The 24,570-nt window shown below is 67.4% G+C and carries 29 protein-coding genes and 1 other RNA gene; 21 read left to right on the forward strand and 9 right to left on the reverse strand.

Features of this window, described 5'->3' with window-relative positions; translation table 11 throughout:
- Positions 1-22: 22 nt before the first annotated feature.
- The gene (locus IFE19_RS12070; RefSeq protein ID WP_207822646.1) at positions 23-343 is read right to left on the reverse strand and encodes a DMT family transporter; all 321 of its coding nucleotides are present in this window, start codon (positions 341-343) and stop codon (positions 23-25) included.
- Between the two features lie 154 nt (positions 344-497).
- Between IFE19_RS12070 and purB the strand changes: the two genes are divergently transcribed.
- The 4 genes from purB (at position 498) to IFE19_RS12090 (ending at position 3,432) form a co-directional block, all read left to right on the forward strand.
- The gene (purB, locus tag IFE19_RS12075; RefSeq protein ID WP_207822648.1) at positions 498-1,799 is read left to right on the forward strand and encodes an adenylosuccinate lyase; all 1,302 of its coding nucleotides are present in this window, start codon (positions 498-500) and stop codon (positions 1,797-1,799) included.
- On the forward strand, positions 1,796-2,194 hold the full coding sequence (locus tag IFE19_RS12080) for a hypothetical protein (protein WP_207822649.1): 399 nt from the start codon (positions 1,796-1,798) through the stop codon (positions 2,192-2,194). The genes purB and IFE19_RS12080 overlap by 4 nt, the downstream gene beginning before the upstream one ends.
- Positions 2,191-2,685: a DNA-deoxyinosine glycosylase gene (locus tag IFE19_RS12085; protein ID WP_207822651.1), complete on the forward strand. Its 495-nt coding sequence runs from the start codon at positions 2,191-2,193 to the stop codon at positions 2,683-2,685. Before IFE19_RS12080 ends, IFE19_RS12085 begins: the two co-directional genes overlap by 4 nt.
- A 114-nt stretch (positions 2,686-2,799) precedes the next feature.
- Positions 2,800-3,432, forward strand: coding sequence for a fasciclin domain-containing protein (locus tag IFE19_RS12090; protein WP_207822653.1), 633 nt, complete (start codon positions 2,800-2,802; stop codon positions 3,430-3,432).
- 76 nt (positions 3,433-3,508) lie between these two features.
- Here IFE19_RS12090 and IFE19_RS12095 read toward each other — a convergent pair whose 3' ends face one another.
- On the reverse strand, positions 3,509-3,832 hold the full coding sequence (locus IFE19_RS12095; RefSeq protein WP_105563082.1) for a DUF1476 domain-containing protein: 324 nt from the start codon (positions 3,830-3,832) through the stop codon (positions 3,509-3,511).
- 273 nt (positions 3,833-4,105) lie between these two features.
- On the opposite strand from IFE19_RS12095, the gene purC reads away from it, so the two are divergent.
- Both purC and purS read left to right on the forward strand, forming a co-directional pair.
- The gene (gene purC, locus IFE19_RS12100) at positions 4,106-4,864 is read left to right on the forward strand and encodes a phosphoribosylaminoimidazolesuccinocarboxamide synthase (protein WP_207822655.1); all 759 of its coding nucleotides are present in this window, start codon (positions 4,106-4,108) and stop codon (positions 4,862-4,864) included.
- Positions 4,864-5,103: a phosphoribosylformylglycinamidine synthase subunit PurS gene (gene purS / locus IFE19_RS12105; RefSeq protein ID WP_207822657.1), complete on the forward strand. Its 240-nt coding sequence runs from the start codon at positions 4,864-4,866 to the stop codon at positions 5,101-5,103. Before purC ends, purS begins: the two co-directional genes overlap by 1 nt.
- Before the next feature lie 169 nt (positions 5,104-5,272).
- On the opposite strand, the gene IFE19_RS12110 is transcribed toward purS, so the two are convergent.
- Positions 5,273-6,442 carry an SAM-dependent methyltransferase gene (locus IFE19_RS12110; RefSeq protein WP_207822659.1) on the reverse strand — a complete coding sequence of 390 codons (1,170 nt, stop codon included), beginning with the start codon at positions 6,440-6,442 and terminating at the stop codon, positions 5,273-5,275.
- Between the two features lie 115 nt (positions 6,443-6,557).
- Between IFE19_RS12110 and IFE19_RS12115 the strand changes: the two genes are divergently transcribed.
- From IFE19_RS12115 to IFE19_RS12140, 6 genes are all read left to right on the forward strand, one after another.
- On the forward strand, positions 6,558-7,043 hold the full coding sequence (locus IFE19_RS12115) for a YbhB/YbcL family Raf kinase inhibitor-like protein (protein ID WP_207822661.1): 486 nt from the start codon (positions 6,558-6,560) through the stop codon (positions 7,041-7,043).
- Positions 7,040-7,465, forward strand: coding sequence for a hypothetical protein (locus IFE19_RS12120; RefSeq protein ID WP_207822663.1), 426 nt, complete (start codon positions 7,040-7,042; stop codon positions 7,463-7,465). Before IFE19_RS12115 ends, IFE19_RS12120 begins: the two co-directional genes overlap by 4 nt.
- 119 nt (positions 7,466-7,584) lie before the next feature.
- Positions 7,585-8,829, forward strand: coding sequence for an MFS transporter (locus IFE19_RS12125; RefSeq protein WP_225910263.1), 1,245 nt, complete (start codon positions 7,585-7,587; stop codon positions 8,827-8,829).
- A 33-nt stretch (positions 8,830-8,862) separates the two neighbouring features.
- Positions 8,863-9,525 carry a phosphoribosylformylglycinamidine synthase subunit PurQ gene (gene purQ, locus IFE19_RS12130; RefSeq protein WP_207822664.1) on the forward strand — a complete coding sequence of 221 codons (663 nt, stop codon included), beginning with the start codon at positions 8,863-8,865 and terminating at the stop codon, positions 9,523-9,525.
- Between the two features lie 83 nt (positions 9,526-9,608).
- On the forward strand, positions 9,609-10,310 hold the full coding sequence (locus IFE19_RS12135) for a hypothetical protein (protein ID WP_207822666.1): 702 nt from the start codon (positions 9,609-9,611) through the stop codon (positions 10,308-10,310).
- A gap of 8 nt (positions 10,311-10,318) precedes the next feature.
- Positions 10,319-10,969 carry a MalM family protein gene (locus IFE19_RS12140; protein WP_207822668.1) on the forward strand — a complete coding sequence of 217 codons (651 nt, stop codon included), beginning with the start codon at positions 10,319-10,321 and terminating at the stop codon, positions 10,967-10,969.
- 61 nt (positions 10,970-11,030) lie between these two features.
- On the opposite strand, the gene IFE19_RS12145 is transcribed toward IFE19_RS12140, so the two are convergent.
- Positions 11,031-11,285 carry a hypothetical protein gene (locus IFE19_RS12145; protein ID WP_225910264.1) on the reverse strand — a complete coding sequence of 85 codons (255 nt, stop codon included), beginning with the start codon at positions 11,283-11,285 and terminating at the stop codon, positions 11,031-11,033.
- A gap of 130 nt (positions 11,286-11,415) precedes the next feature.
- Between IFE19_RS12145 and IFE19_RS12150 the strand changes: the two genes are divergently transcribed.
- From IFE19_RS12150 to IFE19_RS12170, 5 genes are all read left to right on the forward strand, one after another.
- Positions 11,416-12,213: a hypothetical protein gene (locus IFE19_RS12150; protein ID WP_207822670.1), complete on the forward strand. Its 798-nt coding sequence runs from the start codon at positions 11,416-11,418 to the stop codon at positions 12,211-12,213.
- 46 nt (positions 12,214-12,259) lie between these two features.
- Complete coding sequence (purL, locus tag IFE19_RS12155; RefSeq protein ID WP_207822672.1) at positions 12,260-14,470, forward strand: phosphoribosylformylglycinamidine synthase subunit PurL; 2,211 nt, start codon at positions 12,260-12,262, stop codon at positions 14,468-14,470.
- Positions 14,470-14,844, forward strand: coding sequence for an indole-3-glycerol-phosphate synthase (locus tag IFE19_RS12160; RefSeq protein WP_207822674.1), 375 nt, complete (start codon positions 14,470-14,472; stop codon positions 14,842-14,844). The genes purL and IFE19_RS12160 overlap by 1 nt, the downstream gene beginning before the upstream one ends.
- Positions 14,845-14,863: 19 nt before the next feature.
- Positions 14,864-15,940, forward strand: coding sequence for a glycosyltransferase family 4 protein (locus tag IFE19_RS12165; protein ID WP_225910265.1), 1,077 nt, complete (start codon positions 14,864-14,866; stop codon positions 15,938-15,940).
- 62 nt (positions 15,941-16,002) lie between these two features.
- On the forward strand, positions 16,003-17,391 hold the full coding sequence (locus tag IFE19_RS12170) for a cytochrome P450 (protein ID WP_207822676.1): 1,389 nt from the start codon (positions 16,003-16,005) through the stop codon (positions 17,389-17,391).
- On the opposite strand, the gene IFE19_RS12175 is transcribed toward IFE19_RS12170, so the two are convergent.
- The 5 genes from IFE19_RS12175 to IFE19_RS12195 all read right to left on the reverse strand — a co-directional run bounded on the left by IFE19_RS12175 (position 17,388) and on the right by IFE19_RS12195 (position 19,923).
- Positions 17,388-18,209 carry a TIGR00282 family metallophosphoesterase gene (locus IFE19_RS12175; RefSeq protein WP_105563937.1) on the reverse strand — a complete coding sequence of 274 codons (822 nt, stop codon included), beginning with the start codon at positions 18,207-18,209 and terminating at the stop codon, positions 17,388-17,390. The genes IFE19_RS12170 and IFE19_RS12175 overlap by 4 nt on opposite strands.
- A complete protein-coding gene (locus IFE19_RS12180) occupies positions 18,206-18,751 on the reverse strand; it encodes a 5-formyltetrahydrofolate cyclo-ligase (protein ID WP_207822678.1) in 546 nt (181 codons plus the stop codon). Before IFE19_RS12180 ends, IFE19_RS12175 begins: the two co-directional genes overlap by 4 nt.
- 214 nt (positions 18,752-18,965) lie before the next feature.
- Positions 18,966-19,126, reverse strand: a non-coding RNA gene (gene ssrS, locus IFE19_RS12185) — 6S RNA.
- A 201-nt stretch (positions 19,127-19,327) separates the two neighbouring features.
- Positions 19,328-19,666, reverse strand: a complete 339-nt coding sequence (locus IFE19_RS12190) for a cell division protein ZapA (RefSeq protein ID WP_207822679.1) — start codon at positions 19,664-19,666, stop codon at positions 19,328-19,330.
- Positions 19,666-19,923: a hypothetical protein gene (locus IFE19_RS12195; protein ID WP_207822680.1), complete on the reverse strand. Its 258-nt coding sequence runs from the start codon at positions 19,921-19,923 to the stop codon at positions 19,666-19,668. The genes IFE19_RS12190 and IFE19_RS12195 overlap by 1 nt, the downstream gene beginning before the upstream one ends.
- Positions 19,924-20,067: 144 nt before the next feature.
- Here IFE19_RS12195 and tkt point away from each other — a divergent pair, with 144 nt between their 5' ends.
- From tkt to purT, 4 genes are read left to right on the forward strand one after another with little or no spacing between them, the layout of a single operon-like run.
- A complete protein-coding gene (gene tkt, locus IFE19_RS12200; protein WP_225910502.1) occupies positions 20,068-22,017 on the forward strand; it encodes a transketolase in 1,950 nt (649 codons plus the stop codon).
- Positions 22,018-22,022: 5 nt separating this feature from the next.
- Complete coding sequence (locus IFE19_RS12205) at positions 22,023-22,880, forward strand: alpha/beta hydrolase (protein WP_207822684.1); 858 nt, start codon at positions 22,023-22,025, stop codon at positions 22,878-22,880.
- Entirely contained in the window at positions 22,877-23,269 is a 393-nt protein-coding gene (locus IFE19_RS12210) for a VOC family protein (protein WP_207822686.1), read from the forward strand. The genes IFE19_RS12205 and IFE19_RS12210 overlap by 4 nt, the downstream gene beginning before the upstream one ends.
- Positions 23,270-23,272: 3 nt before the next feature.
- The gene (gene purT, locus IFE19_RS12215) at positions 23,273-24,466 is read left to right on the forward strand and encodes a formate-dependent phosphoribosylglycinamide formyltransferase (RefSeq protein ID WP_207822688.1); all 1,194 of its coding nucleotides are present in this window, start codon (positions 23,273-23,275) and stop codon (positions 24,464-24,466) included.
- Positions 24,467-24,570: the final 104 nt, after the last annotated feature.

The following is a 24,570-nucleotide window of genomic DNA, read 5'->3' on the forward strand; positions in this document are numbered from 1 at the left end:
GCTCCTGTTGGGCTGTCGCCCATCAATGGCTGGAGGAGAGCTTCAGCACAACCAGGCCCGAGATGATCAGGACCGCGCCGCCGATCCGCATGGGGGTGATGGGTTCGCCCAGAACCGCGATGCCGACCACGAAGGCCCCGACCGCGCCGATGCCGGTCCAGATCACATAGGCGGTGCCCAGCGGCAGGGTCTTCATCGAGATCGACAGCAGGCCGAAGCTGATGATCATGAAGACGATGGTGCCTATCGTCTGCCACGGCTTCGAAAACCCGTCCGACGCCTTCATCAGGAAGGCCCAGACGATCTCGAACAGACCGGCGAGAAGAAGGAAAATCCAGGCCATGACGCTACTCCCTTGCATGGCGAGCCGGGTCGTCCCGGCAGTCATGCCCAAAGAAGGGAGAGGTCGTCCTCTGAGGCCCCTATCTGGGACAAGGGGACGAGAAGTCAATGGCGAACCTTGACTCGCGGGCCGTCGCGAACGACACGACCGGTCCATGATCACGCGCTATACCCGCCCCGAAGCCGTCGCCATCTGGTCGCAAGAGACCAAGTACAAGATCTGGTTCGAGATCGAGGCCCACGCCGCCACCAAGATGGCGGAACTGGGCGTGATCCCCAAGGAATCAGCCGAGGCCATCTGGGCCAAGGGCAAGGACGCGACCTTCGATGCGGACCGCATCGACGAGATCGAACGCACCACCAAGCACGACGTCATCGCCTTCCTGACCCATGTGTCGGAAATCGTCGGCGAGGAAGCCCGTTTCCTGCACCAGGGCATGACCTCCTCGGACGTGCTGGACACCTGTTTCGCGGTGCAGCTGGCGCGCTCGACCGACCTGCTGCTGGGCGGCGTCGATCGCGTCCTGGCCGCGCTGGAAGCCCGCGCCAAGGAGCACAAATACACCCCGACCGTGGGTCGTTCGCACGGCATCCACGCCGAGCCGGTGACCTTCGGCCTGAAGCTGGCCGGCTATCACGCCGAGTTCCAGCGCGCCAAGCGCCGCTTGGTCACCGCCCGTGAAGAGATCGCCACCTGCGCCATCTCGGGCGCCGTCGGCACCTTCGCCAATGTCGATCCGGCGGTTGAGCAATATGTCGCCGACCAGATGGGCCTGGCCGTCGAGCCCGTCTCGACCCAGGTCATCCCACGCGACCGTCACGCCGCCTATTTCGCCGCCTTGGGCGTCGTCGCCTCGTCGATCGAGCGCCTGGCCGTGGAAATCCGCCACCTGCAGCGCACCGAAGTCCTCGAAGCCGAGGAGTTCTTCGACAAGGGTCAGAAGGGCTCGTCGGCCATGCCGCACAAGCGCAACCCGATCCTGACCGAGAACCTGACCGGCCTGGCCCGTCTGGTCCGCTCGGCCGTGACCCCGGCGATGGAGAACGTCGCCCTGTGGCACGAGCGCGACATCAGCCACTCCTCGGTCGAGCGCGGCATCGGCCCCGACGCCACGGTCCACCTCGACTTCGCCCTGCACCGTCTGGCGGGCGTGGTCGAGCGCCTGAACGTTTACCCTGAGAACATGCAGAAGAACATCGACCGCCTGGGCGGTCTGGTGCACTCGCAACGGGTCATGCTGGCCCTGACCCAGGCCGGCGTGTCGCGTGAAGACGCCTATGCGGCGGTTCAGGAGAACGCCATGAAGGTCTGGCGCGGCGAAGGCGCCTTCCTCGACTTCCTCAAGGCCGACGCCCGCGTCACCCTGCCCCACGACCAGCTCGAGGCCCTGTTCGACCTCGGCTACCACACCAAGAACGTCGACGTGGTGTTCAAACGGGTCTTCGGCGAGGCATGATCAAGGCGCTGCTGAGCCTCATCTTGCTGGGAAGCCTTCCGGGCGCCCACCTGCAGGACGATGCGGAACCTGAGTCAGGCTATCGTACGATTACGCGCACGGTTGATCAGGCGGCGGCCGGACGCTGCCTGAACGGCATGGTCGGTTTCTCCCTGACCATGCAATGCCTGGTCGGTGAGGATGGGCGGCCCGAGGCTTGCGCCGTAGTGAATCCCACCGCCGCCTCGCGCCGTCATGATCGTGTGTTCCAGTGCATGGCGTCCAATATGCGCTTCCACTACGAAGATGGTTCTGCGGCCGTGGGGGAGAACGTCAGTTTCCGCCTCGGCGGACGGACCTGGCAGACCGACATAGAGTATGATCGGGCGCGCAAGGGCCAACCCCAAAGACCATGAACGCCCGCAGCGTCGGCTTCGAGCCTGTTGTCGACAACCACACCCGCGTCCTGATCCTGGGCAGCCTGCCTGGCGACGCCTCGCTGAAGGCGGCCCAGTATTACGCCCACCCGCGCAACAGCTTCTGGCCGCTGATGGGTGGTCTGCTGGGCGAGGCCCTGCCCGCACTTTCTTATGACGCCCGACTGAATCGGCTGAAGGCGCGTGGCGTCGGCCTATGGGACGTGATCGCCTCAGCCGAACGCGCCGGCAGCCTGGACGGCGCCATTCGCTCGCCCGAAGCCGCCGACCTGCGCGGCCTAGCCAACAGCCTGCCCGACCTTCGCGCCGTGGCCTTCAACGGCGGGCTGGCGGCCAGGCTGGGGCGTCGCATCCTGACCAATCTGCAGGGTGTCGCCCTGATCGACCTGCCCTCCTCCAGTCCAGCCCACGCCCGGCCCCTGGCGGAGAAGCGCCGTGCCTGGGCGGTGCTGGCGCCCTTCCTGAGCTGAAGCAGGCGCACGGCGATCACGCGTCGCGCCGGAAAATTTGAACCATTTGCCCTGCTCGCCCGTAGTTCTCCCCGACGCCGCCGCCCCCTCGAGCGGCGCTGATGGAGACACGCCATGAAGATGATCCGAACCGCCAGCCTCGCCACCGTATCCGCCGCCGCCCTGCTGGCGCTGGCCGCCTGCGGCAACAACGAAGCCAAGGTCGAGAAGGCCCCGACCGAGGCCATGCCCGCGGATTCCGCCGCGATGGCTCCGGCTTCCACCGAGCCCATGGTCGGCGGCGTGGCCATGAACCCGAGCGACAATATCGTCGTCAACGCCTCCAAGGCGCCGAACCTGACCACCCTGGTCGCCGCCGTTCAGGCCGCCGGTCTGGCTACGACCCTGCAGGGCGCCGGCCCCTTCACCGTCTTCGCCCCCGACAACGCCGCCTTCGAAAAGATTCCCGCCGCCACGCGCGAGGGCCTGATGCAACCGGCCCAGAAGGCGGCCCTGACCAAGATTCTGACTTATCACGTCGTGCCCGGCCGCCTGACCGCCGCCGACATCGCCGCCGAGGCCCAGAAAGGCGGCGGCGCCGCGATCTTGACCACGGTTCAGGGAGAGAAGCTGACGGTCAGGGACGCCGGCGGCGGCAAGTGGACCATCACCGACGCCAAGGGCGGAACCTCGACCATCACCCAGGCCGACGTCGGCCAATCGAACGGCGTCGTCCATGTCATCGACACCGTGCTGATGCCGAAATAGACCGACCGAAAACGAAAGAAGGGCCGCTGCCGTCACCGGCAGCGGCCCTTCTGAATTCGGTCGGATGAACCCGGAGCTACTCGCCGGCGCGAATCTGTTCGCGGGCGATCGAGGCCAGTTCGTCCATCTTGGAGCGCAGTTCACCTTCCGAAACCGTCAGGCCCGAAGCCTTGAAGTCGCCGGCGATCTTGCGGAAGACGTCTTCTTCGCCCGGCTGTTCAAAGTCGGCGCGGACCACGGCGGCGGCGTATTGCTCGGCGCTGTCAGCCGACAGCTCCATCTTCTCGGCCGCCCAGAGGCCCAGCATCTTGTTGCGACGCGCGATGGCCTTGAACTCTTGTTCCTGATCGAGGGCGAACTTGGTCTCGTAGCCCTTTTCCCGATCGTCGAAGGTCGTCATGCGCGTCGTAACTCCAGTCGCGGACGAAAAGCAGGGCCCGCATCGCCGTCTATAGCCCCCTCGCAGACGAACGCAACCAGACTCGCGGTCGCGCCCCTGACGCTAGGTTACAGGAGGATATTTGTGTCACAGACGCCCTTCGGTTAAAGGGCGTGCGGTCTTATATAGCCGCCGTCGATTCAGGACCGCGCCGCCCCCGGTTGACCTTTGGGCCAGGGCCGCGCGTTTTTCGTTTTGAGGCCGTCCGTTTTCTTCCCGTTCGGGACCCGATTGATGAACACCAAGCGCAAGAAGCTCTACGAGGGCAAGGCCAAGATCCTTTACGAGGGTCCCGAGCCCGGCACGCTGATCCAGTATTTCAAGGACGACGCGACCGCCTTCAATGCGCAGAAGAAGGCGACCCTGGAAGGCAAGGGCGTCATCAACAACCGCATCAGCGAGTTCATCATGTCGCGCCTGAACGGCATCGGCGTGACCAACCACTTCATCAAGCGCCTGAACCTGCGCGAGCAGTTGATCCGTGAAGTCGAGATCATTCCGCTGGAAGTCGTCTGCCGCAACATCGTCGCAGGCAGCCTGGCCACCCGCCTGGGTCAGGAAGAAGGCACGCCCCTGCCCCGTTCGATCATCGAATTCTACTACAAGAAGGATGAGCTGAACGACCCGATGGTGACGGAAGAGCACATCACGGCCTTCAACTGGGCCACCACGCAGGAACTGGACGACATCCTGGCCATGACGGTGCGGGTGAACGACTACCTGTGCGGCATGTTCGGCGCCGTCGGCATCACCCTGGTGGACTTCAAGATCGAGTTCGGCCGCGTGTGGGAGAACGACTTCGCCCGCGTCATCCTGGCCGACGAGATCAGCCCCGACAGCTGCCGCCTGTGGGATTCGACCACCGGCGAAAAGCTGGACAAGGACCGCTTCCGTCGCGACCTGGGCGACGTCATCGAAAGCTACACCGAGGTGGCCCGCCGCCTCGGCATCATGAAGGACATGCCGACCGTGATCCAAGGGGGACTGCACTAATGGCCAAGGTTAAGGTTCACGTCTTCCTGAAGCCCGGCGTCCTGGACGTTCAGGGCAAGGCCGTCGAAGGCGCCCTGCAGGGCCTGGGCTGGGCCGGCGTCGCCAACGCCCGCGTCGGCAAGCTGATCGAGTTCGACCTCGACGACAGCGTGTCCGACAAGGAAGCCGAGGTGAAGCGCATGTGCGACACCCTGCTGGCCAACACGGTCATCGAAAGCTACCGGATCGAAGTCGCCTGAGGCGAAGACAGATCAGACGATCAGGGCCGCTCGAAAGAGCGGCCTTTTTCTTTTCCTCCCCACTGCGTGGCGCGGAGCCTCAGGCGACGTGACGGAGGGGCTGCTTGGTTCCACTGTCCCACCCCCGCCACTTCGTGGTCCCCCTCCCCACTTGATGGGGAGGAAGAGCTCACTCGCACAGATAATCCCGGCTTAACGGGACCGCCGTCTGCTTCTTCGTCAACTGCAACTGGAAGACCATGTGGCCCAGTTCGCGGAAGGCGACCTCGCTGGCGGCGAGATAGAACTCCCACATCCGGCAGAAACGTTCGTCGTACAGGGCCAGGGCCTCGTCGCGCCGGGCCAGGAACCGCTCGCGCCAATGCCGCAAGGTCTCGGCGTAGTGCAGGCGCAGCACCTCCATATCCGTGACCCACAGACCCGATCGCTCGATGGCGGGCAAGACCTCGGACAGGGCCGGAATATAGCCGCCGGGGAAGATGTACTTGCGGATGAAGGGCTGGGTGCGGCTGGGCGGTGTCTTGCGGCCGATGGAATGGATCACCGCCACCCCGTCGTCCGCCAGCAGCCGCGCCACCCCATCGAAATACTCCTGATAATTGGGGGTCCCGACATGCTCGAACATGCCGACCGAGATGATGCGGTCGAAGGTCTGGTTCAGGTCGCGATAGTCCTGCAGCCGAAACTCGGCCCGGTCGGACAGGCCGCGCGCAACCGCCCGTTCATTGGCGGTGCGATGCTGTTCGGTCGATAGGGTGACGCCGGTGACGCGCGCCCCGCGCTCGGCCATCGACAGGCCCAGCCCGCCCCAGCCGCAGCCGATGTCCAGCGCGCTCTGGCCCGGCGTCAGCAGCAGCTTGTCGATCAGGCGCCGCTTCTTGGCGACCTGCGCCTGATCCAGGGTGGCGTTGGGCGTCTCGAAGAAGGCGCAGGAATACTGCAGGTCCTCGTCCAGAAACAGCCGATAGAAGTCGACCGTCAGGTCATAGTGATGGTGGACGTTGCTGCGGGCGTGCAACCGGTCGTTGGCCTGCTCCGCACCCCGCCGAAGCCGTTGCAACAAGGTCAGTCGTCCTGCGCGCGGGCGGATCGCCAGTTGCGACGTCGTCAGTTGCAGGAAGTCGTAGATGTCGCCGCCCTCGACCCGGAAGGTCCCGTCCATGAAGGCCTCGCCCAGGGCCAGATCGGGATTGGCGGCGATGGCCAAGGCCGCCTTCATGTTCGTGATCTCGGCCGTCAGCTCCGGGGTTCCCGGCCCCGCCGTCAGCTCGCGACCGTCCGGCAGGCGCACCCGAATGGCCCGCGTCAGAAAGGTCTGGTCGAGAAGGGCTTGCAGCATCCGGCGCTCCGCGCTTTGAACCAGGAACAAGCTTGGCTAGGAACAGTCTGTCGCAGCGCAACGGTGTGGAAGCCCGACCGTTCCGTTCGCGAACCAGATGCATGGGAGCACCGTCATGACCTTCACCCTGACCTCCGCCGATATCCGCGACGGCGGCGTCCTGCCTGACGCCCAGGTGAAGGCCCTTGGCGACACCTCGCCCCAACTGTCGTGGTCCGGCGCGCCGGAGGGCACGAAGAGCTTCGCCGTCACGTGTTTCGACCCTGACGCCCCGACCGGGTCCGGCTTCTGGCACTGGACAGTGGCCAATATCCCCGCCAAGGTGACTGAACTGGCGACGGGCGCAGGCGCCGTCGGCGGCGCCAATCTGCCCAGAGGCGCGGTTCAGGGCCGCACCGACTATGGCGAGGCCGGTTTCGGCGGCGCCGCTCCGCCCCCCGGCCACGGCCCGCACCGTTACATCTTCACCGTCTTCGCCGTGGACGTGGACCATCTGCCGGTGGGCGCCGACAACTCGGGCGCCATCTTCGGCTTCAACCTGCATTTCCATACGCTGGCGAAGGCCTCGATCACCGCCACCTACGAGAACCTCGGCGGGTGACGGCGACAAAGCCTGATCACGATCAAAGGCTGGCGGCGGTTCCCGACCTCTTCCGCCGCCTGATGGCCCAGCCGCTCAAGGCCCTGACCCGGGCGCGCCTGCCTGCGCAGGGCGCCGTCTATGTCTTCTATCAGGAGGACGAGCCGGTCCATGTGGGCAGCCCTCCCCATCTGGAGGAGCGGATGCTGGCGCCGTCGCTGCGTCTGGCGCTGTCCGCACGGATGCACAAGCCGAGCATCGGCGCCCCCCGGATCAGCGTCAGCGAACCCGCGCCGCGTCCCGGCCGCCGCAAGCCGATCAAGGCCCGCTGGCTGAGCGTGCACGATAGTCACGACCGGCTGCTGCTGGAGCTCTACGCCGCCCAAACCCTGGGCCTGTCGGTGTCGCACCCCAAGGTCCGTGCCGAACTGGCCGCCGCCTGAGCTCCGCCCAATCTGGTCGCAAACAAAGCGTGATGAACTGATCGTCCGGCCAAGGTTGCGCCCTCGACCCCGGCCCCTATTTTGCGACGCACAGTAATTTTGTTGCATTGCGATAGTTCATGGCCCCCACTGACACCGCCGTCTGTATCGACGACCGCGCCTGCGCGCCGTCGCCCGCGATGGAGACGGTCGCCGCCCCCGGCAAGGTGGCGTTGGTCCTGCTGGCCCTGGCCATGGGCGGGTTCGCCATCGGGGTCACCGAGTTCGCGGCCATGAGCGTCCTGCCCGACTTCGCGGCGGGCCTTGGTGTCGATGAACCCACCGCCGGTCACGTCATCAGCGCCTATGCCGCCGGCGTCGTGGTGGGCGCGCCGATCCTGGCCGTGCTGGGCGCGCGCCTGCCGCGCTGGCTGTTGCTGATCGGTTTCATGGCCCTGTTCGCGGTCGGCAATGCGCTCAGCGCCCTCGCCCCGACCTATGAGTGGATGCTGGCCTTCCGCTTCCTCAGCGGTATTCCGCACGGGGCCTATTTCGGCGTGGCGGCCCTGGTGGCGGCGTCTCTGGTGCCGCTCAGGCTCAGGACGCGCGCCGTCTCGACCATTCTTCTGGGCCTGACCGTGGCCACCGTCATCGGCGTGCCGATCGCCACCGCCGTCAGCCACAGTTTCGGCTGGCGCTGGACCTTCGCCATCGTCAGCGTCCTGGCCGTCGTCACCATGGCCCTGGTGGCCCTGTTCGCGCCGCGCGATCCGGCCCATGCCGACGCCAGTCCCCTGCGGGAACTGGGCGCCCTGAAGCGCGGGCAGGTCTGGCTGACGCTGGGGGTCGGGGCCATCGGCTTTGGCGGGATGTTCGCGGTCTACGCCTATCTGGCCTCGACCCTGACCGCCGTGACCGGCGTGGGGCCTGAGGTCCTGCCCTGGGTCTTCGCCATGTTCGGCCTGGGCATGATGAGCGGCAACCTGCTGGGCGCCTGGGCCGCCGACCGGTACGGCATGAAGGCGGCGGGCGGCTTGCTGCTGTGGAGCGCGGCGGCGCTGGCGCTCTATCCGTTCGCGGCCCCGCACCTGTGGGCCATGCTGATCGTGGTCTTCCTGATCGGCGGCGGGGGCGGGCTGGGCTCGATCCTGCAGACTCGCCTGATGGACGTGGCCGGCGACGCCCAGACCTTGGCCGCCGCCTTGAACCACTCAGCCTTCAACACCGCCAACGCCATCGGCCCCCTGCTGGGCGGCATGGCCGTGGCGGCGGGCTGGGGCTGGACCTCGACCGGCTGGGTCGGCGTGGCCCTGTCGCTGGGCGGTTTCGCGGTCTGGGTGGTCGCCTGGCTGACCGGCCGCAAGACAGGACAAAGCCACGCCTGACATCCTGAACAATTGATGCTAGGAGGCCCGCCCATGAGCGCAGCCGTCATCGTCTTCCCGGGTTCCAACTGCGACCGCGACTGCAAGGTCGCCGTCGAACGTTCCACTGGCGAACAGGTCCAAATGGTCTGGCACGCCGAGACCGAGCTGCCGAAGGGCCTCGATCTGATCGTCCTGCCGGGCGGCTTCTCCTACGGCGACTATCTGCGCTGCGGCGCGATGGCGGCCCAGGCCCCCATCATGCAGGCGGTCAAGAAGGCCGCCGACGACGGCGTCGCCGTTCTGGGCATCTGCAACGGTTTCCAGGTCCTGTGCGAAGCCGGGATGCTGCCGGGGGCCCTGCTGCGCAACGCCGGCCTGAAATACGTCTGCAAGCCGATCAGCCTGACGGTGGCCAACGGCCAGACCCGCTTCACCTCGGGCTATCAGGGCCAACGCGAAGTCGTGATGACCCAGGGCAACGGCGACGGCAACTACTTCGCCGACGCCGAGACCCTGGCCCGCCTCGAGGGCCAGGGCCAGGTGGTCTTCCGCTACGTCGACAACCCCAACGGCTCGGTCGCCGACATCGCCGGCATTCAGAACGAACGCGGCAATGTCCTGGGCATGATGCCCCACCCCGACCGCGCCTTTGAAGCCGAGCTGGGCAGCGCCGACGGCGCCACCCTGTTCCAGAGCATCTACGCCGCAGCCTAACCGAACCAAGGCGAACGTCGTTTTCCAATCTTGACGCCCCGGCGACTGCACGGCATCTGTGCCTGCAGCCAAGGGGGGCTTTCATGATCAAGAAAATTCTCGGGATCGCTGCGATCCTGTCGCTGGGCGCGTGCGCGTCGCCCTATGTCGCCACGCCGTACGACCGAGCGGCGCACAATGTGCAATCCATCACGATGATGGACGACGCGCTGCCTGAAAAAGCCATCGCCTACGAAGTCGCATCGGTCGGCTCCAACTTCGGGCTGATCGGCGCTCTGGTGGACGCCGGCATCCAGGCCAGCCGTCAGGACGCCGTCAATGACGCCCTGATCGGCGCCAAGTTCGACGCCGAGGACAAGCTGGAGACCCGCCTGGTCTCGGCCCTCGCCGGTCATGGCTACAAGGTCGCGCCGCTGACCGATCAACCTCGCGCCAAGCGTGACCTGCTGGAAACCTATCCGGCGGCCGCGGAAGGAGTCGACGCCTATCTCGACGTCTCGGTCACGCACTACGGCTACATGTCGTCCGGCGCGGGCCAGCCCTTCCGCCCCAGCGTCGGCGCGGAGGTACGGCTGGTGAAGGTGTCGGATCGATCGACCCTCATGGAAAACACCATTGTCTACAATCCGCTGACCCCGATTGAAGGCGTCATCACCCTGCCGCCCAACCCGCAGTACGTTTTCTCCAATCGCGCCGAACTGCTCGAAAACCCCGACCGCCTCGCCGCCGGGATCGAAGACGCGCTGAACCAGGTGGCCGACACGGCCGCCCGTCTGCTGCAATAGGACGGCTGATGACACGCCTTCGCACCCTGGGGGCTGTCGGTCTGCTCGGGATGACGGCGGCGGCTTGCGCTACCGCCGCGCCCCCGCCGCCGCCAGCCCTGACCTATGCTCGACAGGACTGTTCTGCGACGCCTGATCTGTCGACCGCCGTCAGCCTGACACCCGACAAGGAACGGGCCGTTCATCTGGTGGCCTCGCCCGTCGGGCCGGAAACCTCATGTCTTGTTCGCGCCGGCGTCGCCGCGCCCTATGTGCTCTATGCTCTTCCGGCGGATTTCGGCGACAAGACGCTGAACGTCGGCTCGACGTTGGAGCACATGCGTATATTCGCTCCCAACGTCGAAATTCTGGACGGTCAGGGCAACGTCATTCGCACCTTCGAGCGGCGCGAGTACTTCTATCGCGGCCCGGTCTATTCCGTGCAGTTCCGCCCGCGTCCTGGTGAAGCCTATCTGCTGGTGACCGCGGCGCATGACCTTGTCGGCCAGCAGTACGACGCCATCCAGATCGGCGTCGCCAGCACCGTCGTGACAACCGGCCTCTACAGCGCGGTCATACAGACAGGCACCGAGGCCAAGCAGATGCGCACCTTCTCCTACGACGGGACGGTACGCGTTGCGATCAACGACACCGACACCGAAGAAAAGCCCACGACCTAGTCCGGACGCGCCGCTCCTGTGACACGGGGCGGCGCGTCGATCCTTGATGCGCGGCTACGCGCTAGTCTTCTGAAGACGCCTTGCCCTTGCGATCCAGAACGCTGGCGCTGCGCCCCATTTCGTCGACTTCGATCTCTTCCTCGACCGGTTCGCCGTCTTCGTCCAACGGGCGCTCCAACGTGCCCGCGGCCCCCGATTCGCCAATGGCGGCCAGTTCGCGGGCGCCGACGCCCAGCCCCTGTTCAAGAGCGCGGTTGGTTTCCACCTCTTCGGTGTCGAGGGCCGGATCGTCCGGCAGGTCGTCGGGGTCGGCCATGGCGCTTCTCCTGAGCTAGCGGTCTGTCCTGACCTAATCGAGGCGACCCGCCGAGGGTTCCGTCGCCGCCCCTTGAACCAAACCGGCGCCCGATGCGTATGTACGGTGAAGCTGAGCCGGAGACACAGGTATGTCCGCCATCGAACGCCCCACGCCGCGCCAGCGGACCCGTCGCCTGGTCGTGCTGGCCGCAGCTGTCTTCGCCGTTGTGGTTCCGATCGTTCAGCGTCTGGGCGGTTTCGGTCTGTCACAGGCCGAGTTCGCGGCGGACGGCGACCAGACCCTGCAGGTGGCGGGTTACGCCTTTTCCATCTGGGGCCTGCTGTATCTCGGCCTGCTGACTTACGCCGGACGACAAGCCCTGCCCCAGACGGGCGAGAGCGTGCTGATCAACCGCCTGGGCTGGCCCTCGGCGGTGGCCATGTTCGGCATCGGATTGTGGATCGTGGTCGCGGCGCTGAACCTGAAGGCGGCCAGCGTCGCCGTCATCTTCGCCTCCCTGCTGGCCCTGCTGGTTCCCCTGCTGGCACTGGGCAAGACCATCCGCACGACCGGCGTCATGGACCGCGACCGCTGGTTCCTGATCTGGCCGCTGGCGGCGTTGGCGGGGTGGCTGACCATCGCCGCGCCTCTGAACCTGATCACCACGGCGACGGCGTTCGACGCCCTGCCCGGCTTCCTGTCACCCACCGGCTGGGCCATCGCCGCGATTGTCGTGGTGGTTCTGGTGGCCATCGAGGTCACGCTCTACTTGCGGACCCTGGCCTATTCGCTGCCGATCGCCTGGGGTCTGGCCGGGGCCTTCGTGGCGGAACAGGCGCGGAATCCGATACTTGGGTTCACAGCCCTGGGCGCCGCCTTCCTGCTGGTGGTCGCCTCCGTCATCCTCGTCTTCGGCCTTAAACGCGGGATCGAGCGGCCCCACTGAAGGGACGGGCTGACAGGAGGCTCAGACCCGGCTAGAAGCCCCGCCCATGAGCGCTCCGCAAAAGACCACCGCAGAATTGGCCGCTGAATACGGTCTGGCTCCGAACGAGTATGAGGTCCTGCTGGACCGGCTGGGTCGAGAGCCCAACCAGGTCGAGCTGGGCGTCTTCTCGGTCATGTGGTCCGAGCACTGCTCTTACAAATCCTCCAAGAAGCAGCTGATGAAGTTCCCGGTCACGGGACCGCGCGTCATCTGCGGCCCGGGCGAGAACGCCGGGGTCATCGACATCGACGACGGCGACGCCTGCATCTTCAAGATGGAGAGCCACAACCACCCCTCCTACATCGAACCCTATCAGGGCGCGGCGACGGGCGTGGGCGGCATCATGCGCGACGTCTTCACCATGGGCGCCCGCCCGGTGGCCCTGCTGAACGCCCTGCGCTTCGGCGATCCGTCGCACGAGAAGTCGAAGCGTCTGGTCAAGGGCGTGGTCGCCGGCATCGGCGGCTACGGCAACTGCGTCGGCGTGCCGACGGTGGCCGGCGAGACCAACTTCCACAAGGGCTACAACGGCAACATCCTGGTCAACGCCATGTGCGTGGGCCTCGCCCGCGCCGACGAGATCTATTATTCGGCCGCGCCGGAAGCCGGCCACGACGTGGTCTACTTCGGCTCCAAGACGGGCCGCGACGGCATCCACGGCGCCACCATGTCCTCGACCGAGTTCACCGAGGATTCGGAAGAGAAGCGCCCCACCGTCCAGGTCGGCGATCCCTTCGCCGAGAAGCTGCTGATCGAAGCCACGCTGGAGCTGATGGCCTCGGGCGCCGTCGCCGCCATTCAGGACATGGGCGCGGCGGGTCTGACCTCTTCGTCGGTCGAGATGGCCGGCAAGGGCGGCGTCGGCGTCGAGCTGGACCTCGACAAGGTGCCCCAGCGCGAAACCGGCATGACCGCCTATGAGATGATGCTGTCGGAAAGCCAGGAGCGGATGCTGGCGGTCCTCAAGCCCGGCTTCGAGGACGTCGGCTATCGCATCTTCACCAAGTGGGGCCTGGACTTCGCCATCATCGGCAAGACGACCAACACCGGCCATCTGGTGCTGAAGCATCACGGCGAGGTGGTCTGCGACGTGCCGCTGGCCCCGCTGTTCGACGACGCGCCTTTGTATGACCGCCCCTGGGTTCAACCTGAGCTGCAACCGCGCCTCGACCCGGCGGAAGTCCCCGCTCCCGAAAGCTGGAACGACGCGGTCATCAAGGTCATCGCCTGCCCCGACATGGCGTCCAAGCGCTGGATCTGGGAACAGTACGACCGCCACGTCATGGCCGACACCCTGCAGGACTCTTCGACCGGCGCCGACGCTGGCGTGGTCCGCGTCCACGGCACCGACAAGGGCCTGGCCGTGACCAGCGACTGCACCCCGCGCTATGTCCAGGCCGACCCCTATGAGGGCGGCAAGCAGGCGGTTGCAGAAGCGTGGCGCAACCTGACCGCCGTGGGCTCGCGTCCCATCGCCATCACCGACAACCTCAACTTCGGCAACCCGCAGCGCCCCGAGATCATGGGCCAGATCGTCCGCGCCACCGACGGCATGGCCGAGGCCTGCCGTGAACTGGACTTCCCCGTCGTCTCGGGCAACGTCAGCCTCTACAACGAGACCAACGGCGTCGCCATTCCGCCGACCCCGACGGTCGGTGCGGTCGGCCTGCTGACCAACTATGACGTGGTCACCGGCTTCGGCGGCGTGGTCGAGGGCGACACGCTGGTCCTGATCGGCCAGACGCACGGCGAGCTGGGCGCCTCCATCTATCTGCGCGAAGTTCTGGGCCGTGAAGACGGCGCCCCGCCGCCGGTGGACCTGAAGCTGGAACGCAAGACCGGCGACTTCGTGCGCGGTCTGATCGAGACGGGCGAGCTGACGGTCGTGCATGACCTGTCGGACGGCGGTCTGGTCGGCGCCGCCGCCGACCTGGCCCTGGCCTCGGACGTCGGCATCGAGCTGAACGCCTCCAGCGCCGCCCACGCCCACGGCTTCCTGTTCGGCGAAGACCAGGCCCGCTATCTGGTCGCCGTCCCGGACGCCGAGGGCCTGATCGCCAAGGCTCAGGAAGCCGGTCTGCACGCCTCGGTCGTCGGCGTGGCCAAGGGCGCGGACTTCGCCTCCTCGGGTCCGAAGGGCGAGCTCTACCGCATCCCCGTCGCCCACCTGCGCGAGATCCACGAAGGCTGGATGCCGAACTGGATCGAGGGCTGATGCACCTGCGCGTCCTCGTCTTCGTCGTCGCCGGCGCGGCCCTGCTGGCCGCCTGCGACTTCGAGGGCGGCGACCCGGTCCAGCACGCCCTGCGCGACGCGGCGGCCGCCCGGCAAGCCGCCGCGCTGAAGACCACCGAAGAAGAACAGGCGGCCGCCGCCAAACGCGCCGCGCCCGCTGAGGACGACGAGTTGTCGCGCCTGATCACCTCGCGTCGCCGTGCCGTCGAGGACACCCGCGCCCTGCTGGCCGCCACCACCGATCCTGCCCTGAAGGCCCAATTGGCCAGCGATCTCAAAGCTGAGGAAGCACGACTTCAGGTCCTGGAAGGGCGACATATGGCGTCGGCGACCGCGCACGACGCAGGTCGCTGACGGGCGACGGGAAAAGCGCGTGAAGATCGCCATTGTCCTGCCTCCGGGCAGCCGGTTCTCCCAGGCCCAGCCCAACTCCATGGAGACTGTGGTCCGCACTCTGGCCCATGCCTACGCAGGGGACGACACGCTGCGCGTCTTCTGTTGTGCCGGGGCCGAGGATCATGGCGACCTGCCCGTTCACACCCTGCCGCAGCGCCGTCGCCCGCGACTGAAGGCCCTTCTGGCCGCGCTCAAGGCCTTTCAGCCCGACCTGATCGAATTCCACCAGCAGGTGCGACAGGCTGCGCAGATCGCGCCGCATTTTCCCCAAACCCCGCTCATCCTCTATCGCCACAACGCGCTGAAGACCTCGCGCAACCCGGTCAACCGGTGGCGTTACCACCGCGACTATCGCCGCATGGACGGACTGGTCTTCGTCAGCGAGTCCGAGCGCCTGAACTTCCTGCGCGACTATCCTGATCTGGGTCGACGCGCCCACGCCGTGCCCAACCCCATCGACACCCCCCTGTGGCGCGCTTCGCCGGAAGAGCGCGAACCGGTCATCGCCTTCGCCGGACGCGCCATAGCCGAAAAGGGCCTGGATCTGGTTTGCGCCGCCCTGCCCGGCGTACTGGACCGTCACCCGGACTGGCGTGCGGTCCTGATGCTGAACGACTGGAGCATGCACGCCGACTGGGCCGCCCCCCACGTGGAGCCTCTGGCGCGCTACGGCGATCGCATCACAGTCATGCGCTCGGCCCCGCTGTCCGAGGTGCGCGACGTCATGCAGCGCGCCGCAATCGCCCTGACGCCCTCGGTCTGGGCCGAACCCCTGGGTCTGACCGCGCTCGAGGCCCATGCGGCTGGCGCCGCCCTGATATCTTCCGGACGTGGCGGCCTGCGCGAGGCCAGTGGTCCGCATGCCCTGTATGTCGACGACCTGACGCCGCAGGGTCTGGCCGATGCGATCGAAAGCCTGATCGCCGACCCCGCCCGTCGCCTCGCCATGGCGCGCGCGGCCCAGACCCATGTGCTGGAGACCCACGCGCCCGAACGTCGCGCCGCCCAACTGGATGCGCTGCGCCGCCAGATGGTCAGGGCCGTGCGCGACTAGCCGCCCCTTTATTTTGACATCATCGTCAATAACTATGGAGCGGACCTGAGAAGGAGCGTTCCATGACCGCCGCCGCCTCGACCTTTCGGCCCTGGACGCCGCCGCGCCGGACGGAAAGGCTCAGCCTGTTGCCCTTCCTGTGGCAGAGCTGGCGCGATCCACTCGCCATCTGGGGCGAGGCGCATTTCCAGGAGCTCTACATCTCGGGCCAGTCGCCGCTGGGCCGATCCCTGGTGGTCAGTGATCCGGCGGGCGTACGCCATGTCCTGACCGACAGCGCCGCCAACTATGTGAAGGGCGACCTGCAACGACGGGTTCTGGGTCCCATGCTGGCGGACGGCCTTCTGCTGACCGAGGGCGAGCAATGGCGGCGCGCGCGGCGCATCATGGCCCCCCTGTTCACCCCCGCCCACACGACGCGCACGGTCGAGGCCATGGACAGGGTCTGTCGGCGCCGCGTCGAGGGCTGGCGGCTGCAACACGGCGCGCGGGTGCTGAACATCGACAGCGAGATGAGCGGCCTGACCTTCGACATCCTGTCGGCCACGCTGTTCTCGGACGATCTGGACGGCGACGCGGCGGGGTTCGAGAAGGCGCTGAACCATTTCCTGGCGGTCGGCGCCCGGATCAGCCCGCTGGACGCCCTGAAGGCGCCCGACTGGATCCCCCGCCTCGGCCGGGTGGCGTCCGGCGGCGACGCGCGCTTCTTCAAGGAGAGGGTCAACGCCCTGGTGGCCCGTCGCCGTGCGCGACTGGAACAAGGGGACGCGCCCGACGACCTGCTGACCGCCCTGCTCAGCGCCCGTGACGAGGAAGGCGACGGTTCGGGCCTGTCGAACCACGAGGTCGCCTCCAACATCCTGACCTTCATCCTGGCGGGACATGAGACCACGGCCCGGACCCTGGGCTGGACCCTGCACCTGATCAGCCGCGACCGTCGCGTGGCCGATATCCTCAAGGCCGAGGCCGACGCCTGGGACCGCAGCGCCGGGGGTCTGCGCGACCTGATCTGGCACCGGGCGGTGATCGAAGAGGCCATGCGCCTGTTCCCGCCGGCCCCGGCCATGATCCGACAGGCCCTGGAAGACGACGTGATCGGCGGTCATGAGGTGAAGGCCGGCCAGAGCGTGCTGATCGCGCCCTGGGTCATCCATCGGCATGAGAAGCTGTGGGCCGAGCCCGACGCCTTCCACCCCGAACGCTTCCTGCCCGAAAACCGCAAGTCGATCGACCGCTACGCCTGGCTGCCTTTCAGCGGCGGCCCGCGCATCTGCATCGGCGCCGCCTTCGCCATGCAGGAGGCCATCATCGCCCTGGCTGAAATCCTGAAAGCCGCCGAGGTCGAGGCCATCACCCCGGTCGAACCCCGCCCCATCCATCAGGTGACCCTGCGCAGCAGCCGAACCATGCGGCTGCGGCTGAGGGCGCGGCGGGATCAGCCCGGCGCCTAGACCTGCGGGATAGCCTGGCTCAGCCGGCCGCCGACGCGGATGGCCTCGACGCGCTTGGCCAGACCCGTGCGGTCGTCGGTCTCGACGAAAACGCCGCAGATGGTGGCCGGGCCGCTGGCGGGGGTGTAGCGCCCGCCGGAAAGCCGCGTGGTGAAGCGGCGCAGCGGCTCTTCCTTGTCGTTGCCGATGACCGAGTCATAGTCGCAGCAGCCGCCCGCGTCGGTCTGATAGGCCGTGCCGTGGGGCAGGATCTGCGCGTCAGCGGTCGGGACGTGGGTGTGGGTGCCGACCACCAGACTGGCGCGGCCGTCGCAGAAGTGGCCCATGCCCATCTTCTCGCTGGTCGCCTCGGCGTGCATGTCAACGATGACGGCGTCGGCGACCACGCCCAGCGGCGCGGCCTCCAGCTCGCGCTCCACGGCGCTGAAGGGGTCGTCCATCGGGTCCATGTGGACGCGACCCAGCACATTGATGACCAGCACCCGGCGGCCGTCCTCGGTGACGAAGACGTCGGCGCCCCGGCCCGGCGCATCCATCAGGCGCGGATAGTTGGCCGGACGGATCAGACGCGGCTCGCGCACGATATAGGTCAGGGCCTCGCGCTGGTCCCAGCTGTGGTTGCCCAGGGTCAGGACGTCGGCCCCGGCGGCGAAGATCTCGCGCGCGGTGTTCTCGGTGATGCCGAAGCCGCCCGCGGCGTTCTCGGCGTTGACCACCACGAAGTCGAGCTTGAGGTCGCGCCTCAAGCCCGGAAGATGATCCGTCAAGCCATCGCGCCCGGACTTGCCGACCACGTCACCGAAAAATGCCAGTCTCATTGGACGGCTCTATAGCCCTTCTCGGTCAAAACGCCATGCAGACGCATGTCATGAGGCTCCAGCGCCAGCCGCTCGACCTCTTGCCCTGCGTAGGCGAAGCCGACGCGCACGGCGCCGGGCAGGACCGCAAAGGTCCGGTCGTAATAGCCCCCGCCCTGCCCCAACCGCCCGCCGTGGGCGTCGAAGGCCAGCAGCGGCGTCAGGATCAGGTCGGGCGTCACGGCCTCCGCCAGCGGCAGGGGCGCGGGACAGCCGGCAGCGTCCAGCTCCAGCGGCTCGCCCGGCGCCCAGGCGCGAAAGATCATGGCCGCGTCGCGCTCGATCACCACCGGCAGGCAGAGGCGACGTCCCGCCTGATGCAGGGCGACGGCCAGCGCGTCCGTGTCCAGCTCCGAGCCCATGGCGCGATAGAGAGCGACGGCGTCGCCTGTCGGCAGGGCCCCGGCGTGCCCAGCGGCGCGCTCGGCGGCCTCGTTATCGACCTCGGCCAGCCGCTTGCGCAGGGCGCGCATGGAAGCGCGGAGTTCGTGTTTGGAGGTCATGGACCCTGCCTTCCGCCGTCATCCTCGGGCTTGACCCGAGGATCGAGCCGACCAGCACGCTAAAGGCCGGACAGGTTGAGCGCGTCGCGCAACCCGATCCTCGGGTCAAGCCCGAGGATGACGGCAAATGGATTGAGCAGGAGAACGATAGCGCAAAATGCGCTCAAGCCGCGAGCGACCGCGTCGCAAGCATAGCGCACAAAAATGAGAGGGTGGCGGCGCCGCGTGAACCGTGAAGACGGTTTAAATCCTCTCGACCTGGGTAGCCAGGTGGGCTCCATATGCCCAGGCCCTCGAGCCCGGACAGGGACAGATCCCTATGAGTGAATTAAGGTCAGAAGGATATGTTGTCTTCGACGTGAGCCGCAGCAGGACCCGCCGCCGGACAAGATAGGCGGTCCGGGGCGTTTCAACAATGGCGAACGCTCACTCTTTCCTCCCCACTCGTGGGGGAGGGGGACCGCGCAGCGGTGGAGGGGCGGCACGGACGGCAGACGTGGAGTCGCCCCCTCCGTCTCGTCGGCTACGCCGCCGATCCACCTCCCCATTCGCTTCGCGAACAGGGAGGAAAGAGGCTTAAATCGTCTGGCAGATCTTCTCGATGCGGGCGGCCACCGCGTTCAGGGCCTCGGCCACGCCGTCGCCAGGCGGGGGCGGCGGGGCCTTTTTCGGACCGTCCTCGACCACCGGGCCCTGCCCGTTCTCCAGGCGCTGTCGCGCCTCATGCAGTTCGTCGGCCAGCATCAGCGAGGCCATCAGGAACAGGCGCAGGTCGCCTACATGGCCCACGTCTCCGGCGATCTGGCGTACATGGGTGTCGAACTGGCGAGCCAGGATAGCGACGCGCTCTTCCTGACCGTCGGCGCAACCGACGGCGTAGGAGCGGCCATTGACCTCGACTGTAACGGTCGCCATCAGCGCCCCTCCTGCTCGGCCAGAACCTCGCGCACGGCCTCGGCCGCGCGGCCCAGGGCCTCGGCGGCGTCGCGACCGGCGGCTTCCAGTTCGGCGATGCGCACCAGGTCGGCGGTGTTCGACGGGCGCGGCGCGAACAGGTCATCGTCGGTGATGGCGGGGGCGGTGGCCGGACGCGCCTTCAGCTCCAGCACCCTGCGTTCCAGCAGGGCCAGGGCCTTGTCGATGCGTGTCTTTGCGGCCGTAACGGCGTCCATTGGGGTCCTTTCGTCCAGATTCCGTATAGAACCTGTGCGCGCGTCGGGGTAAAGGCGGCGCGCCCCCGCTTTATCCTGTTCCTGAGGAAAGGTCTCGCCGTGACCGACGCCCAAGCTGCATTCGCCAAACCTTCGCCCAAGCAGATGGCCGACGCCATTCGCGTCCTCGCCATGGACGGCGTCGAAAAGGCCAAGAGCGGCCACCCCGGCATGCCCATGGGCATGGCCGACGTCGCTACCGTCCTCTACTCGAAATTCCTGAAGTTCGACGCCAGCCGCCCCGACTGGGCCGATCGCGACCGCTTCATCCTGTCGGCCGGCCACGGCTCGATGCTGATTTACGCCCTGCTGCACCTGACCGGCTACAAGGAAGCCACCAAGGAACAGCTGGAAAACTTCCGCCAGTGGGGCTCCAGGACCGCCGGTCACCCGGAGTATGGTCACCTGGCCGGCGTCGAGACCACCACCGGCCCCCTGGGTCAGGGTCTGGCCACCTCGGTCGGTTTCGCCCTGGCTGAGCGCCATCTGGCCGCCCGCTTCGGCAAGGATCTGGTGGATCACCGCACCTGGGTCGTCGCCGGCGACGGCTGCCTGATGGAAGGCGTGTCGCAGGAGGCCATTGCACTTGCCGGCCGCCTGAAGCTGAACAAGCTTTGCGTCCTGTGGGACGACAATGAGATCACCATCGACGGCAAGGTCTCGCTGTCGGACGCCACCGACCAGCTGGCCCGCTTCAAGGCCTCGGGCTGGGCGGTCAAGGCCATTGACGGCCACGACCACAAGCAGATCCAGAAGGCCCTGGCCTGGGCGACCAAGCAGTCCAAGCCGACGTTGATCGCCTGCAAGACCAAGATCGGCAAGGGCGCCGCCACCATGGAAGGCAGCCACAAGACCCACGGCGCCGCCCTGGGCGCGACCGAGATCGCCGCCACGCGCACGGCCCTGCACTGGCCCTTCGCCCCGTTCGAAATGCCGGAAGGCATCCAGAAGGCCTGGGCCAAGGTCGGCAAACAGGGCGCCAAGACCCGCAAGGCCTGGGAAGCCCGCCTGCTGAACCACGCCCAGCGCGACGACTTCACCCGCGCCATGGCCGGCGACCTGCCCACCGGCGCCTTCGAGGCGCTGGACGCCAAGCTGAAGCAACTGGTCGCCGACAAGCCTGCGCTGGCCACCCGCCAGTCCTCGGGCGAGGCTCTGGAGACGGTGTTCAACGCCATCCCCGAGATGATCGGCGGCTCGGCCGACCTGACCGGCTCGAACAACACCTTCGTCAAGGACACCCAGATCCTCGACGCCCCTGACTACGCCGGCCGTTACCTGAACTACGGCATTCGCGAGTTCGGCATGGCCGCGGCGATGAACGGCCTGGCCCTGCACGGCGGGGTCATCCCCTACGGCGGCACCTTCATGGCGTTCGCGGACTACAGCCGTCCGGCCATCCGCCTGGGCGCCCTGATGGGCGTGCGCGCGATCCACGTCCTGACCCACGACTCCATCGGTCTGGGCGAAGACGGCCCGACCCACCAGCCGGTCGAGCACCTGGCTGCGCTTCGCGCCATTCCCAACCTGATGGTCTTCCGCCCTGCGGACACCGTCGAGGCGCTGGAGTGCTGGCAGGTCGCCCTGCAGCACAAGAAGACGCCGTCGGGCATGTGCCTGTCGCGTCAGAAGACCCCGGCGGTCCGCCTGACCGACGCCGGCGAGAACCTGTCGCGCAAGGGCGCCTATGAGCTGAAGGCCGCCAACGGCGTGGCGAAAGTCACCCTGTTCGGCACCGGTACCGAAGTCGCCCTGGCGCTGAAGGCCGCCGAGACCCTGGAGGCCGAAGGCGTGCCGACCCGCGTGGTCTCGGTCCCCTGCTTCGAACTGTTCGAGCAGCAGCCCAAGGCCTATCAGGACGCCGTCATCGGCCGCGGCACCGTCCGCGTCGCCGTGGAAGCCGCGATCAAGCAGGGCTGGGAACGCTTCATCGGCGAGGACGGCGGCTTTGTCGGCATGACCGGCTTCGGCGCCTCGGCCCCGGCCGAAGTCCTCTACCGCGAGTTCGGCATCACCGCCGAGGCCGTGGTCGAAGCCGCCAAGGCCCGGCTCTAAGCCTGATGCGCCGCCTCGCCCTCGTCCTCAGCTTCGGCTTGTCGATGGCGGGCGGCGCAACCGCCTTCGCCGAGACGGTCGAAGTCGCCCCCGTGGTCGAGACGCCCGTCGTCATCGGCCGCTCCTACGCCCTGCCCTCAGCCGTCATGAACCAGACGCGCGAGATCAACGTTTGGCTGCCGCCCGGCTATGACAAAGGCAGCCAAACCTATCCCGTCCTCTATGTCCTCGACGGCGGTCAGGATCAGGACTTCCACCACATCTCGGGCATCGCCCAGCTAGGCACCATCGTCGGCACGACCCGCGACGTCATCGTCGTGGGGATCGCCTCGGTCGACCGCCGCAATGAGCTGGCCCTGCCGACCGAGAACGCCGAATTGATCGCCCGTTACCCGACGCAGGGACAGTCCGAACGCTTCCGCCGCTTCGTCTCCGACGAGGTCATGCCCTTCATCGAGGGCCGCTTCCGCACCAGCGGCGAGACGGCCCTGATGGGCGAGTCCCTGGCCGGGCTGTTCGTGGTTGAGACCTTCCTGAAAGAGCCGCAGATGTTCGACGCCTATGTCGCCGTCAGCCCCAGCCTGTGGTGGGACGGCGGCAAGCTGGCGCGGCAGTCGGGGGCGCATCTGCGCGACCACTCCAATGACCCGCACACCCTGATCCTGACGCTCGGCGACGAGGGCGAGGAGATGCAGGCGCCGATGGACGTACTGACCGCCAACCTGCGCGACCACGCCCTGCCCGGCGTCAAATGGGACTTCACCCCGCGCCCAAGCGAGACCCACGCCAGCATCTATCACGGCGCCGCCCTGGACGCCTTCCGCCGCTTCTATGCGGTGCCGGCGCCCGAGACCACCCCATGAGCCATCTCGGCGCCGTCAGCCTGCTGGTCCGCGACTATGACGAGGCCATCGCCTTCTACGTCGGCAAGCTGGGTTTCGACCTCAGCGAAGACACCGACATGGGCGGCGGCAAACGCTGGGTGCGGGTCACGCCCAAAGGCGGCCAGACCTCCCTGCTGCTGGCCCGCGCCGCGACGCCGGAACAACTGGCCCGTATCGGCGATCAGGCCGGCGGCCGCGTCTGGCTGTTCCTCTATACCGACGACTTGATGCGTGATCACGCCGCCTGGCTGGAGGCCGGCGTCGTCTTCCGCGAAACGCCCCGTCACGAAGCCTATGGCAAGGTGGTGGTCTTCGAAGACCTCTACGGCAACGCCTGGGACCTGATCGAACCCGCTACCGGAGTCTGAGCCATGAAGATCGGCACGCCGCTTACCGACCACGCCACCCGCGTCATGCTGCTCGGCTCGGGCGAACTGGGCAAGGAGGTGGCTGTCGAGCTGCAGCGTCTGGGCGCCGAGGTGATCGCGGTCGACCGCTATCCCAACGCCCCGGCCATGCAGGTGGCCCACCGCAGCCACGTCATCCCCATGACAGATCCTCAGGTGCTGAACGGGATCATCATGGCCGAGGCCCCGCACATCATCGTGCCGGAAATCGAGGCCATCGCCACCGACGCCCTGGCGGCCATCGAGGCGGCGGGCCTGGCCCGCGTCATCCCCACCGCCCGCGCCACCCAACTGACCATGAACCGCGAGGGCATCCGCCGTCTGGCCGCCGAGACCTTGAGCCTGCCGACCAGCCCCTACGCCTTTGCCGGATCGGCCGAAGAACTGGCGGCGGGGGCCGAGGCCGTCGGCTTCCCCTGCTTCGTCAAGCCGGTGATGTCGTCGTCGGGCAAGGGCCAGTCCTATGTCGAGAGCGCGGCCGCCGTCGCCGAGGCTTGGACCTATGCCGAGGCCTCGGGCCGGGTCGCGGGGGGCCGGGTCATCGTCGAGGGCAAGATCGACTTCGACTATGAGATCACCCTGCTGACCGTGCGGTCGTTGCGCGACGGCGCCGTCCGCACCGACTTCTGCGCCCCCATCGGCCATCGCCAGCAGAAGGGCGACTACGTCGAGAGCTGGCAGCCGCAGATCATGAGCGAGGCCGCACTGAAGGCGGCGCAAGACATCGCGGGCAAGGTGACGGAGGCACTGGGCGGCCTCGGCGTCTTCGGCGTCGAGCTGTTCGTCACCGGCGATCAGGTCTGGTTCTCGGAGGTTTCGCCGCGTCCGCACGATACGGGTTTAGTGACGCTGGCCACCCAGACCATGAGCGAGTTCGCCCTGCACGCCCGCGCCATCCTCGGCCTGCCGGTGGACGTGTCCTTGCGCGAGCCGGGCGCCAGCGCCGTCATCTACGGTGGCCTGGAGGCCGAGGGCGTGGTGTTCGAAGGCGTGGCCGAGGCCCTGTCGGTGCCGACCGCCGACCTGCGTCTGTTCGGCAAGCCCGAGGCCTTCGAGCGTCGCCGCATGGGTGTGGCCCTGGCCCGCGGCGCCGACACGGATCAGGCCCGCCAGCGCGCGACCGAGGCGGCGGGCAGGGTTCGGGTCATCAGGCCCTGATGCCTCTTTCCTCCCCATGAAATGGGGAGGAAAGCAGCGCCTGCGCCGCCGCAAAGCTTGCCCTGATTGTAAATAAAGCGGCTAACCTTCGACTTTAGTCGGTT

The organism is Brevundimonas pondensis (genome assembly GCF_017487345.1).
Classification (GTDB): Bacteria; Pseudomonadota; Alphaproteobacteria; order Caulobacterales; family Caulobacteraceae; genus Brevundimonas; species Brevundimonas pondensis.